The organism is Pseudomonas sp., from assembly GCF_049301935.1.
Classification (GTDB): Bacteria; Pseudomonadota; Gammaproteobacteria; order Pseudomonadales; family Pseudomonadaceae; genus Aquipseudomonas.
Genome location: NZ_JBAQLP010000008.1, coordinates 1 through 12505, shown reverse-complemented (window position 1 = coordinate 12505; position 12505 = coordinate 1). Strand labels below are relative to the sequence as shown.

Genomic DNA, 12505 nt, shown 5'->3' with positions numbered 1-12505 from the left:
TGCGCGGCCGTAGAATGCGCACCCATCGTAGGCACGTAGCTCAGTTGGTTAGAGCACCACCTTGACATGGTGGGGGTCGTTGGTTCGAGTCCAATCGTGCCTACCAGATTTGGTAGAAAAAGGGTCGCTTAGGCGGCCCTTTTTTATGGCCAGCCATCCATGGCGGCCACCCTCCGGGTCGTCGCTGTGCGACGTTAAAAATGGCTCCAGGCCATTTTTTATTGGGTTCTTGCCAGCAGGCCCGGCTTTCTGCAAGCATCCATGCGGTTAATTGCTGTTTAAAACCTCCAGTGACTCCGGTTCGGTTTTGGTTGGCTGAAAAGCTCCTGCCACTGTATGGCGGGTATACCGCCGAATCGCTTACTGGCTCATCCCAACCCATGTGGCCTTTGGTAGAGGTCACCACTAGGAGAGGAGGCGCCATGCCCATCATTACTCTTCCCGACGGCAGTCAGCGTTCGTTCGATCACCCGGTATCCGTACTCGAGGTGGCGCAATCCATTGGTGCTGGTCTGGCTAAGGCCACGGTGGCCGGCAAGGTCAACGGCAAGCTGGTGGATGCCTGTGACCTGATTGATAGCGACGCGACCCTGCAGATCATTACGCCGAAAGATCAGGAAGGCCTGGAAATCATCCGCCACTCCTGTGCGCATTTGATTGGTCATGCGGTCAAGCAGCTGTTTCCCACTGCCAAGATGGTGATCGGTCCGGTCATTGAAGAAGGTTTCTACTACGACATCGCCTCCGAGCGCCCCTTCACTCTAGATGATGTGGTGGCCATCGAGCAGCGCATGCAGCAGTTGATCGAGAAGGACTACGACGTCATCAAGAAAGTGACGCCGCGGGCCGAGGTTATTGATGTGTTTACCGCCCGTGGTGAGGAGTACAAGCTGCGTCTGGTTGAAGACATGCCGGATGAGCAGGCCATTGGTCTGTACTACCACGAAGAATATGTCGACATGTGCCGCGGTCCGCACGTGCCGAATACGCGCTTTCTCAAGGCGTTCAAGCTGACCAAGCTATCCGGCGCCTACTGGCGCGGCGATGCCAAGAACGAGCAGCTGCAGCGCGTGTATGGCACGGCCTGGGCGGACAAGAAGCAGCTGGCGGCTTATATCCAGCGTATCGAAGAAGCCGAGAAGCGCGATCATCGCAAGATCGGTAAGCGCCTCGATCTGTTCCACACCCAGGAAGAAGCGCCGGGCATGGTGTTCTGGCACCCTAATGGCTGGACCATCTATCAAGTGCTTGAGCAGTACATGCGTGGCGTGCAGCGCGAAAACGGTTACCAGGAAGTGCGCACACCGCAGGTGGTTGACCGGGTTTTATGGGAGAAATCCGGGCACTGGGGCAACTATGCCGACAACATGTTCACCACTCAGTCGGAAAGCCGCGATTACGCGATCAAGCCGATGAACTGCCCGTGTCACGTGCAGATATTCAATCAGGGGCTCAAGAGCTACCGCGAGCTGCCGCTGCGTCTGGCTGAGTTCGGCTCCTGTCACCGCAATGAGGCCTCCGGCGCCTTGCACGGCATTATGCGCGTGCGTGGCTTCACTCAGGACGATGCGCATATCTTCTGTACCGAAGAGCAGGTCAAGAAAGAGGCCGCCGATTTTATCAAGCTGACCTTGCAGGTCTATGCCGACTTCGGTTTCAGCGACGTCAAGATGAAGCTCTCCACCCGCCCAGCCAAGCGTGTCGGTGATGATGCGTTCTGGGATCGTGCCGAAGAGGCGCTGGCCAATGCACTGAATGAAGCGGGGCTGCCTTGGGAATACCTGCCAGGGGAGGGGGCGTTCTACGGCCCGAAGATCGAGTTCACGCTGCTCGACTGCCTTGGTCGTGCCTGGCAGTGCGGTACTTTGCAATACGATCCGAACATGCCGCAGCGTCTCGAGGCGAGTTACGTTTCCGAGGACAACAGCCGTAAAGTGCCGGTGATGTTGCACCGCGCGATTCTCGGTTCGTTCGAGCGTTTCATCGGTATTTTGATTGAGCACTACGAAGGTGCATTCCCCGCTTGGTTGGCGCCGACCCAGGCCGTGGTGATGAATATCACGGACAAACAGGCCGATTTTGCCCTCGAAGTAGAAAAAACGCTCAATCAAAGCGGTTTTCGTGCCAAGTCTGACTTGAGGAACGAGAAGATAGGCTTTAAAATCCGCGAGCATACTTTGCTCAAGGTTCCTTATCTCTTGGTTATCGGAGATCGGGAGGTTGAGACGAAAACTGTCGCTGTGCGTACCCGTGAAGGTGCTGATCTGGGCTCCATGCCCGTCACTCAATTCGTTGAACTTCTCGCGCAAGCGGTTTCCCGGCGTGGTCGCCAAGATTTGGAGTAATCATTATTAAGCGTGAAATGAGACAAGATAAACGAGCTGCACCGAAAGCCCCGATCAACGAGAATATCTCGGCACGCGAGGTTCGGTTAATTGGAGCTGAGGGTGAGCAGCTTGGGATTGTGTCAATTGAAGACGCGCTTCTTAAGGCCGAAGAGGCCAAGCTGGATCTGGTAGAGATTTCTGCCGATGCAGTGCCCCCTGTTTGCAAACTGATGGACTACGGCAAATCGATCTTCGAAAAGAAGAAGCAGATTGCTGCTGCAAAGAAAAACCAGAAGCAGATTCAGGTTAAAGAAATCAAGTTTCGTCCAGGGACGGAGGAAGGGGATTACCAGGTAAAACTACGCAACCTGGTACGTTTCCTTAGTGATGGGGACAGGGCCAAGGTATCGCTTCGATTCCGCGGCCGTGAGATGGCGCATCAGGAGCTGGGCATGGAGTTGTTGAAGCGGGTCGAAGGTGACCTTGCTGAATACGGCACCGTTGAACAGCATCCAAAGATGGAAGGACGCCAGCTGATAATGGTCATCGCCCCCAAAAAGAAGAAATAACCACCAGGGCACGGCAGGCCTTGCGGTTATGTTTATCAACTGAATGCGGAGTATCCGAACATGCCAAAGATGAAAACTAAGAGTGGTGCAGCCAAGCGTTTTCTCAAAACCGCTAACGGCTTCAAGCACAAGCACGCTTTCAAGAGCCACATCCTGACCAAGATGTCCACTAAGCGTAAGCGTCAACTGCGCGGTAGCACCATGGTGCATCCGTCTGACGTAGCAAAAGTGGCGCGCATGCTGCGCGTTCGTTAATCGGTCAAGATAGAGGAAATTACTCATGGCTCGTGTTAAGCGCGGCGTTATCGCTCGCAAGCGTCACAAAAAAATTCTGAAACTCGCTAAAGGCTACTACGGCGCACGCTCACGCGTATTCCGCGTTGCCAAGCAGGCTGTGATCAAGGCAGGCCAGTACGCCTACCGTGACCGCCGTCAGAAAAAACGTCAGTTCCGCGCTCTGTGGATCGCTCGTATCAACGCTGGTGCTCGTGTTAACGGTCTGTCCTACAGCCGTTTCATTGCCGGCCTGAAAAAAGCGTCCATCGAGATCGATCGCAAGGTTCTGGCCGATCTGGCAGTGAACGAAAAAGCGGCGTTTGCTGCGATTGTCGAGAAAGCGAAAGCCGTACTGGCTTAAGTCCCCGACAATCACCGGGCTCGCCCGGTGCAAGAACGGGTTCAAAGGCGTCATGAGTGACGGTCAGGCAAGGCGGAAGACGGCGAGGCGCGGAGTTTACAAGCTGTAAATGAGCAGTCCGAGCCGGCTTCCAACGCAGCATGACCTAGCGCAGTAGGCCTTGAGCTCGTTCGAAACGTCACCAATAGGGGAAGAGCCTTAGCTCTTCCCCTATTTCGTATCTGGAGTCTGTAAATGGAAAATCTGGATGTGCTGGTCTCGCAAGCGCTTGAGGCCGTTAGCCACACCGACGATGTGAATGCCCTGGAGCAACTGCGGGTTCACTATCTGGGCAAGAAAGGCGAATTGACTCAGGTGATGAAGACCCTGGGCAATCTGTCGGCAGAAGAACGCCCGCAAGCCGGTGCGTTGATCAATGCCGCCAAGGATCAGGTTCAGGATGCGCTGAACAGCCGTAAGGCAACTCTGGAGCAGACCGCGCTGAGCGCCAAGCTCGCCGCCGAAAAAATCGACGTGACCCTGCCAGGCCGTGGTCAGACCTCTGGTGGTCTGCATCCGGTAACCCGCACGCTGGAGCGCGTTGAACAATTTTTCACCCGGATTGGCTACGGCATTGCCGAAGGCCCGGAAGTGGAAAACGATTATCACAACTTTGAAGCGCTCAATATCCCCGGCCACCATCCGGCGCGGGCGATGCATGACACCTTCTATTTCAACGCGAATATGTTGCTGCGCACCCATACCTCGCCGGTGCAGGTGCGCACCATGGAGTCCCAGCAGCCGCCGATCCGCATCGTTTGCCCCGGCCGCGTGTACCGCTGCGATTCCGATATCACCCACTCGCCGATGTTCCACCAGGTCGAAGGCCTGCTGGTCGACGAGGGTGTGAGCTTTGCTGACCTCAAGGGCACTATCGAGGAGTTCCTCCGGGTGTTCTTCGAGAAGCCGCTGGGCGTGCGTTTCCGCCCCTCGTTCTTCCCCTTCACCGAGCCGTCGGCTGAAGTCGACATGCAGTGCGTAATGTGCAGCGGCAAAGGCTGCCGCGTGTGCAAGCAGACCGGCTGGCTGGAAGTCATGGGTTGCGGCATGGTGCATCCGAATGTGCTGCGCATGTCAGGCATCGATCCGGAGAAATACTCCGGCTTCGCCTTCGGTATGGGGGTTGAACGTCTGGCCATGCTGCGTTATGGCGTCAACGATTTACGGCTGTTCTTCGATAACGACCTGCGGTTTCTGGCGCAATTTCGCTAGCGCCCTCGCATTCCGTAATCGAATTGGTTCAGGAGAACAGACAGTATGAAATTCAGTGAACAATGGCTGCGCAGCTGGGTAAACCCGCAGGTCTCGCGCGACGATCTGGTTGCCCGCCTGTCCATGGCCGGCCTTGAAGTTGACAGCGTATCGCTGGCCGCCGGTGTATTCAGCGGGGTGGTGGTGGGTGAGGTGCTGAGCACCGAACAGCATCCCGATGCCGACAAGTTGCGGGTGTGCCAGGTCAGCAGTGGCGCGGAAACCTTTCAGGTGGTGTGCGGCGCGCCCAATGTGCGCCCCGGCCTGAAGATTCCCTTTGCCATGATCGGTGCCGAGCTGCCGGGTGACTTCAAGATCAAGAAGGCCAAGCTGCGTGGCGTAGAGTCCAACGGCATGCTCTGCTCGGCCTCCGAGCTGCAGATCAGCGAAGACAATGACGGTTTGATGGAGCTGCCGGCTGACGCGCCGGTGGGGCAGGATATTCGTGTCTATCTGGATCTGGATGACGCCAGTATCGAAGTCGATCTGACCCCGAACCGTGGTGATTGCCTGTCGCTTGCTGGCCTGGCGCGTGAGGTTGGCGCTTTGTACGCCGCCCCAGTTGCTCGCCCGGTAGTTGATGCGGTTACCCCGAGCCATGATGAAGTGCGGCCGGTTGAAGTTCTGGCTGCGCAAGCCTGCCCGCGTTACCTCGGTCGTGTGGTGCGTAATGTTGACCTGTCCAAGCCGACGCCGCTGTGGATGGTCGAGCGCCTGCGCCGCGCCGATGTGCGCAGTATCGATGCAGCGGTGGATATCACCAACTATGTGATGCTCGAGCTGGGTCAGCCGCTGCATGCCTTCGATCTCGCCGAGATCAATGGCGGCATCCGCGTGCGTATGGCTGAGGAGGGCGAAAAGCTAGTCCTGCTTGATGGTCAGGAAGTCAGCCTGCGCAGCGATACGCTGGTAATCGCCGATCACAGTCGCGCCCTGGCCATTGCCGGCGTGATGGGTGGTGAGCACAGCGGCGTCAATGACGAGACCCGCGATCTGTTCCTTGAGAGCGCGTTCTTCGACACCATTGCCATCGCTGGCAAGGCTCGCTCCTACGGGTTGCACACCGATGCCTCGCACCGCTTCGAGCGTGGCGTGGACTGGCAGCTGGCGCGCGAGGCGATGGAGCGGGCAACTGCGCTGTTGCTGGAAATCGTTGGCGGCGAAGCGGGTCCGATTATCGAGGTCGTCAATCAGGAACAGTTACCGAGCATTGCGCCGGTTACGCTGCGTGCTGAGCGCATCGAGCAGATGCTCGGCCTGAAGATGGATGATGCGGAAATTGTCCGTTTGCTGGCTGCTTTGGGCTTGGACATTCGTGCCGATGGCGAAGGGCAGTGGCAGGTTGGCGTGCCAAGTCACCGCTTCGATATCAGTCTGGAAGTCGACCTGATCGAAGAACTCGCCCGCTTGTACGGCTATAACCGCTTGCCGGTTCGCTATCCGCAAGCGCGTCTGGCTCCGCAGGCCAAGGCTGAAGCCGTGGTCGAGCTGCCCGCACTGCGCCGTTTGCTGGTTGCCCGTGGTTATCAGGAGGCGATCACCTACAGCTTTATCGATCCCAAGCTGTTCGAGCTGTTTAATCCAGGCGTGGCGCCGCTGATGCTGGCCAACCCGATCTCCGCAGACATGGCGGCGATGCGTTCTTCCTTGTGGCCTGGCCTGATCAAGGCGCTTGAGCACAACTTGAATCGTCAGCAACCGCGTGTGCGCCTGTTCGAAAGTGGTTTGCGCTTTGTTGGTCAGCTTGAAGGTTTGAAACAAGAGCCGATGCTGGCGGGTGTGATTTGTGGCGCTCGTTTGCCTGAAGGCTGGGCGCACGGTCGCGATGATGTCGACTTCTATGATGTAAAAGCCGATGTTGAGGCATTGCTGGCCAGCGCTGGTGCGAGTGATGGCTTTGCCTTTGTGCCAGGCGAGCATGCTGCGTTGCATCCAGGGCAAACGGCGCGCATCGAGCGTGACGGACGAGTCGTCGGTTTCCTCGGTGCCCTTCATCCTGAGCTAGCGAAGGCGTTAGGTCTGGATCAAGCAGTCTTTATGTTTGAGCTGGTACTGGGTGAGATCACTCAGGGCGTTATGCCGAAGTTTCACGAGCTGTCGAAGTTCCCTGAAGTGCGGCGCGACCTGGCTATGCTGGTTGATCGTGACGTGCCGGCGCAGGATTTGCTCAGCGCGATTCGTGAGGCTGCAGGCGAGTGGCTGACTGACCTCAAGCTATTTGACGTGTATCACGGTAAAGGTATTGATCCTCATAGAAAAAGCCTTGCCGTTGGCTTGACCTGGCAGCATCCATCGCGCACTCTTAATGACGATGAGGTGAGTACCACAACGCAAAATATTCTCACCTCCCTGGAACAAAGGTTCAACGCCACGTTAAGGAAGTAGCGTATGGGGGCTCTGACGAAAGCTGAGATGGCGGAACGTCTGTATGAAGAGCTGGGCCTGAATAAACGGGAAGCCAAGGAGTTGGTGGAGCTGTTCTTTGAAGAAATCCGCCAAGCGCTGGAACTCAACGAACAGGTCAAACTCTCGGGGTTCGGTAATTTTGATCTGCGCGATAAGCGTCAGCGCCCCGGTCGCAATCCAAAAACAGGAGAGGAAATTCCGATTACGGCTCGCCGTGTCGTGACTTTCCGTCCAGGCCAGAAACTTAAAGCCAGGGTCGAGGCGTATGCTGGAACCAAGTCATAACGACGAACTACCCGTCATACCCGGCAAGCGCTACTTCACCATCGGTGAAGTCAGTGAGCTTTGTGCCGTCAAGCCGCATGTGTTGCGTTACTGGGAGCAGGAGTTCCCGCAACTCAATCCGGTCAAGCGGCGTGGCAATCGCCGTTATTATCAGCGCCAGGATGTGCTGATGATTCGGCAGATCCGTGCGCTCTTGTACGATCAGGGCTTTACCATCGGCGGGGCGCGTCAACGTCTTTCTGGTGATGAAGCGAAAGATGACAGCACCCAGTACAAGCAGCTGATCAAGCAAATGATTACTGAGCTTGAAGACGTATTGTTGGTGCTCAGGAAATAGTCGCCTTATTCAAAAAAGTTTCCACATTTCAGAAGCTTAATGTATAGTTCGCGACGTTTTCGGGTATCCAAAAACAGGTTAACGCCTAGTCGGGGCGTAGCGCAGTCCGGTAGCGCACTAGCATGGGGTGCTAGGGGTCGAGTGTTCGAATCACTCCGTCCCGACCATTATTCTCCAATAAAAACAGCCAGTTGAGCAATCACTGGCTGTTTTTGTCTTTGCGCTGCGCAAAATCACTCCTGGATACTGTGGCTGGCTGTTATCAATCACTGGCTGAGTTTTAGCCCTATCAGGCCGCAGGCGATTAGTGCCACGCTGGCTATACGCAGCAGCGTCACGGCCTCGCCGAACAGGGTGATTCCGGCAATCACCGTGCCCACGGCGCCGACACCGGTCCAGATCGCATAGGCGGTGCCCAGGGGCAATTCCTTCATGGCCAGGCCCAGCAATGCCAGGCTGACGATGATCGCCGTAACGGTGAGCAGGGTAGGCAGGGGGCGGGTAAAACCGTCGGTGTATTTCAGGCCAACAGCCCAGCCCACTTCGAACAGGCCGGCCAGCAGTAGAATGATCCAGGACATACAAACCTCCAAAACAGATAGAGGGGCCGTCCCGTGATGATTGCTCGCAGAGTGGTGAGGTCGTCCTCACGCCGTGCAGTATTTTGCACATTGGCAGGGGTATGGCAAGCCGCAGAGGATCAGTGGTTCCTCTGCGGTCGTGCAGTGGCTCAGATGCCTTGCGGAACCTCTTCGCCGCCCAGGGCTTCGAACAGCGCCGGGAGGAACTCCACCAGCGTCAGCATCATCAGGGTGAAGCTGGCGTCCTGCTGGCCGAGGTCGTCGTCGCCACCGTCCTGCTCGGCCTGATCTTGCAGCAAGTCTTCGAAGCGCAGGCGCTTGACCACCAGCTTATCGTCGAGCACGAAGGACAGCTTGTCCTGCCAGGCTAGGGACAGTTGCGTCACCTGCTTGCCCGAAGTCAGGTGCAGCTGGATCTCGTCGCTGGTCAGGTCCTGGCGCTTGCAACGCACCACGCCGCCATCTTCATGGGTGTCACGCAGTTCGCATTCATCCAGCACGTGGAAGTCGGGTGCGGCTTGTTGAACCTTGACCCAGTCGGTGAGGGTGGCGCTGGGCGCGATCTTCACGGTCAGTGGGCGTACCGGCAGCGAGCCGATGGCTTCACGTAGGGTCGACAGCAGATCTTCGGCGCGCTTGGCACTGGCCGAGTCGACCAGGATCAGTCCCTGTTTCGGCGCGATGGCGGCGAAGGTGGCGGATTTGCGAATAAAGGCGCGTGGCAGCAAGGTCTGCACGATGTCGTCCTTGAGCTGGTCGCGCTCCTTCTTATAGACCTTGCGCATCTGCTCGGCTTCGATCTCATCGACCTTGTCCTTCAGCGCATCGCGCACCACGCTGCCGGGCAGGATGCGTTCTTCCTTGCGCGCTGCGATTAGCAGGAAATCACCACTGACGTGCACCAGCGGCGCATCGCCGCCTTTGCCGAAGGGCGCGATAAAACCGTAGGTGCTGAGTTCCTGGCTGGCGCACGAGCGAGCCGGTTTGGCTGAGAGGGCCGTTTCGAGCGCCTCGGCATCAAACGGGATGTCCTGGGTGAGGCGATAGACCAGCAGGTTACGAAACCACATAAGAGGGTGCATCTCCATTAACAGACCTGCCGGCAACGGCAGGTATCACAAGTCGTCAGCATCCTTGCGGGTGCTGGTTCAGGTTGGCCGTAGCGCTATGACCGGCTGGGCAACCTGTGCGTTGCATTCGGGGCGCATTATTCCCCCGAGTGGTGCTTGAGGCCAAGTCGGAGTTAGGGTCTTTTGCTGTTTCGTCGCGAGCCGCGTTGCCGCGAAAAATCTCCCCAGGCTGGGCGGAGGACGCAGGTAATGGTTGTTCCCTTGCCAAGTCCTCCAACACCGCATGGCGAGATTTTGCGCGCAACCCGAAGGGCCGGGCCTGTTTTAGCGCGATGCTGGGTTTCTCGACACTCATTTGGAACAACCAAACTTCGTGTCTCTTGCCTTGCCTCGCGCTAAAACAGGCTCCGGCGCGGCCGTGAACGAAATGGCAACAGACCCTAAGCCTTTGCTACATCAATAAAAATTTTTAAAACAGTGCTTGCCAAGGTGAAGATGGCTCTCTAGAATGCGCCCCACTTCGAGAGTGAAGGGTGATTAGCTCAGCTGGGAGAGCATCTGCCTTACAAGCAGAGGGTCGGCGGTTCGATCCCGTCATCACCCACCAACTCGCTTTTTGAAGTTACGCGCAGCGGTAGTTCAGTCGGTTAGAATACCGGCCTGTCACGCCGGGGGTCGCGGGTTCGAGTCCCGTCCGCTGCGCCATTTTTTCCTCGCTTCATCCCCTCCGTGACATCTCCCAACACCTCGCAAAATCCTTTCTGCATAATCCGCTAAACATCTGAACTTATACGCATTTTCTGCCTCCTAACACGGTAGCCAGTGATCGCGGCAGCCTGCTAAGCTCGCGCTTTCACCATTAGCCCTAGGGCGCAGCGGACAAGGAACAAGCATGAAACAGCATCGTTTAGCAGCGGCGGTCGCCCTGGTAGGTTTGGTTCTCGCAGGTTGTGATTCGCAAACCAGCGAAATCACCCTGGAGACCCCAGCGCAGAAAGCTTCCTACGGCATCGGCCTGAACATGGGTAAAAGCCTGGCTCAGGAAGGCATGGATGACCTGGATTCCGACGCCGTTGCCCAAGGCATCGAAGACGCCATTGGCAAGAAAGAGCAGCGCCTGAAAGACGAAGAGCTGGTCGAAGCCTTTGCCTTCCTGCAAAAGCGTGCCGAAGAGCGCATGGTTGCGCTGAACGAAGAGTCGGCCAAAGCCGGCAAGAAGTTCCTCGAAGACAACGCCAAGCGTGAAGGCGTGACCACCACCGCTTCCGGCCTGCAGTACGAAGTCATGAAAAAAGCTGACGGTGCTCAGCCGAAAGCCACCGACGTGGTGACTGTTCACTACGAAGGCAAGCTGACTGATGGCAGCGTGTTCGACAGCTCGGTTGAGCGGGGCAGCCCGATTGACCTGCCGGTTAACGGCGTGATCCCTGGTTGGGTTGAAGGCCTGCAGCTGATGCACGTTGGTGAGAAGTACAAACTCTACATCCCAAGCGAGCTGGCGTACGGTGAGCAGAGCCCGACTCCGGCGATTCCAGCCAACTCGGTGCTGGTGTTTGATCTGGAGCTGATTGCGATCAAAGACGCAGCCACCCAAGAGTAATTGCTAGCGTTTCCCGCAGCGCCCCGTCTCGACGGGGCGTTGTCGTTGTGCGCCAGGCATGGCGCGTTGCGCGTAAGCGCAACCCGTTTGGCTGTGGTGGCTGAGCGGGTGACTTGGAGGTGAAAGTCCTCTACACACCCGGCAAGGGGAAGTGTTAGCTGGAGGCAAGGGTGTCGCGGGTGACTGCGAATCTGAAGGAAGCCCGAGGCAAACTGCTGGCCTGACGAACAGGAAGCGGATCAGGCGGCGTAGCGGGGTAAGGTCGCAACGACTACCAAAGCCCAATACTTGCACGGAGCGCTACGACGTAAAGCCGTCGAGAGGGCACGTGTCCATGTGGCAGCGGGCCACCGCTGGTGTGTGGAGCTCGATCTGGAGAAATTCTTCGACCGAGTCAATCACGACGTCCTGATGGCTTGTGTGGAGCGCCGTGTCGAAGATAGGCAGGTGTTAAGGCTCATTCGTCGCTACCTCGAACCGTGAACCGTACGTACGGTGGTCTGAGAAGACGGCGGGGGTGACCCCGCCTCCTATTCGATTCTGTGGGTCACAATCGGCACTTTTTGCTTGACTGGCGGGTCTTAAAGGGCGTGTGTAGGCGGTGTGGTGTTACGGTTATGCACATTTCCCAGATTGGCCGTGACGGGTTAGGGTAACTCTTGTGCAGAAACCCTTTGCCATTTCTAAATTATTGATTTATATGGCTTTTTTATGTGTGGGTAAAAAATGTCCGATCTGTGGCGAGGCCGCATGGGCTGGGCGTTTGCCAGGGTTATCGAGAAACTGTTCACAAGGTTATCCACAGCTTTAGTGGATAACCATGGCCAGCCCAGCGGGCACGCGGGGTTGCCGGGAGAGGGCGATGAAAACACCGAAAAATTTCGCGCGTTACCAGTTTTTAGCCAAGCGTTTCCTTAAGGCCGGACGGTTACCGACGTTGCTGTTATCGGTCGCTCGAAAGCGTGAAAAGCTTGGTAATGGCTTTGCTGAACTGGCCGGGCAGCTGAAGCTGCTACAGGCGCTTTGCCTGGCCTGGTGGCGCGGTGAGTATCGGGCAATCGATTCCCGGGCGTTACTGGCGGTGGTGGCGGCGTTGCTGTACTTCGTCACGCCGCTGGATGCCATGCCGGACTGGTTGTTTGGCATTGGCCTGGTTGATGATCTGGCTGTGCTGGCCTGGGTGCTGCGCACCTGGCAGGAAGAGCTGGCGGCGTTTCAGCAGTGGCGTGCGGCTCAGGCTCCGGAGGTGCTGCGGGCGGTTGAGCGGCTGCCAGAGTTGGATGAATCGCTGACGCCGTTGCAGGGGCGCGTGGAGTAGTGGGCGAAGATTCAGATGTTGTTGAGCATCTGTTCGATCAGGCCCTGGTCGCGCAATTGCTGCAGTGTCTGGTCCAGTAACTCGG

12 protein-coding genes, 4 tRNA genes and 1 pseudogene are annotated in these 12505 nt (G+C 57.2%); 15 read left to right on the top strand and 2 right to left on the bottom strand.

Annotated features, from left to right (window positions below):
- Window positions 1-29 precede the first annotated feature (29 nt).
- The 10 genes from WA145_RS01060 (at window position 30) to WA145_RS01015 (ending at window position 8018) form a co-directional block, all read left to right on the top strand.
- A tRNA-Val gene (locus WA145_RS01060) sits at window positions 30-106 on the top strand.
- A 316-nt stretch (window positions 107-422) separates the two neighbouring features.
- Window positions 423-2345, top strand: a complete 1923-nt coding sequence (gene thrS / locus WA145_RS01055; protein ID WP_422579784.1) for a threonine--tRNA ligase — start codon at window positions 423-425, stop codon at window positions 2343-2345.
- Window positions 2345-2896, top strand: a complete 552-nt coding sequence (gene infC / locus WA145_RS01050) for a translation initiation factor IF-3 (RefSeq protein WP_169852835.1) — start codon at window positions 2345-2347, stop codon at window positions 2894-2896. The genes thrS and infC overlap by 1 nt, the downstream gene beginning before the upstream one ends.
- Window positions 2897-2956: 60 nt before the next feature.
- Entirely contained in the window at window positions 2957-3151 is a 195-nt protein-coding gene (rpmI, locus tag WA145_RS01045) for a 50S ribosomal protein L35 (RefSeq protein WP_079202156.1), read from the top strand.
- Between the two features lie 25 nt (window positions 3152-3176).
- Entirely contained in the window at window positions 3177-3533 is a 357-nt protein-coding gene (gene rplT / locus WA145_RS01040; protein ID WP_040069108.1) for a 50S ribosomal protein L20, read from the top strand.
- 234 nt (window positions 3534-3767) lie between these two features.
- Complete coding sequence (gene pheS, locus WA145_RS01035; protein WP_422579783.1) at window positions 3768-4784, top strand: phenylalanine--tRNA ligase subunit alpha; 1017 nt, start codon at window positions 3768-3770, stop codon at window positions 4782-4784.
- Window positions 4785-4829: 45 nt separating this feature from the next.
- A complete protein-coding gene (gene pheT, locus WA145_RS01030) occupies window positions 4830-7208 on the top strand; it encodes a phenylalanine--tRNA ligase subunit beta (RefSeq protein ID WP_422579782.1) in 2379 nt (792 codons plus the stop codon).
- A gap of 3 nt (window positions 7209-7211) precedes the next feature.
- Entirely contained in the window at window positions 7212-7514 is a 303-nt protein-coding gene (ihfA, locus tag WA145_RS01025; RefSeq protein WP_003243414.1) for an integration host factor subunit alpha, read from the top strand.
- Window positions 7495-7851: a MerR family transcriptional regulator gene (locus WA145_RS01020; RefSeq protein ID WP_090256190.1), complete on the top strand. Its 357-nt coding sequence runs from the start codon at window positions 7495-7497 to the stop codon at window positions 7849-7851. Before ihfA ends, WA145_RS01020 begins: the two co-directional genes overlap by 20 nt.
- A 90-nt stretch (window positions 7852-7941) precedes the next feature.
- Window positions 7942-8018, top strand: a tRNA-Pro gene (locus WA145_RS01015).
- 99 nt (window positions 8019-8117) lie between these two features.
- Here WA145_RS01015 and sugE read toward each other — a convergent pair.
- Together sugE and rdgC are read right to left on the bottom strand one after the other, a co-directional pair.
- Window positions 8118-8432, bottom strand: coding sequence for a quaternary ammonium compound efflux SMR transporter SugE (gene sugE, locus WA145_RS01010; RefSeq protein ID WP_422579781.1), 315 nt, complete (start codon window positions 8430-8432; stop codon window positions 8118-8120).
- A gap of 149 nt (window positions 8433-8581) precedes the next feature.
- A complete protein-coding gene (gene rdgC, locus WA145_RS01005; RefSeq protein ID WP_422579780.1) occupies window positions 8582-9502 on the bottom strand; it encodes a recombination-associated protein RdgC in 921 nt (306 codons plus the stop codon).
- A 531-nt stretch (window positions 9503-10033) separates the two neighbouring features.
- Between rdgC and WA145_RS01000 the strand changes: the two genes are divergently transcribed.
- The 5 genes and pseudogenes from WA145_RS01000 to WA145_RS00980 all read left to right on the top strand — a co-directional run bounded on the left by WA145_RS01000 (window position 10034) and on the right by WA145_RS00980 (window position 12420).
- Window positions 10034-10109 (top strand) — tRNA-Val (locus WA145_RS01000).
- Between the two features lie 21 nt (window positions 10110-10130).
- Window positions 10131-10207, top strand: a tRNA-Asp gene (locus tag WA145_RS00995).
- 187 nt (window positions 10208-10394) lie between these two features.
- Window positions 10395-11102, top strand: a complete 708-nt coding sequence (locus WA145_RS00990) for an FKBP-type peptidyl-prolyl cis-trans isomerase (RefSeq protein ID WP_422579779.1) — start codon at window positions 10395-10397, stop codon at window positions 11100-11102.
- A gap of 312 nt (window positions 11103-11414) precedes the next feature.
- Window positions 11415-11579, top strand: a pseudogene (locus tag WA145_RS00985) (group II intron reverse transcriptase/maturase); the annotation flags it as partial.
- A gap of 385 nt (window positions 11580-11964) precedes the next feature.
- Window positions 11965-12420 carry a YkvA family protein gene (locus tag WA145_RS00980; protein WP_422579778.1) on the top strand — a complete coding sequence of 152 codons (456 nt, stop codon included), beginning with the start codon at window positions 11965-11967 and terminating at the stop codon, window positions 12418-12420.
- Window positions 12421-12505 lie beyond the last annotated feature (85 nt).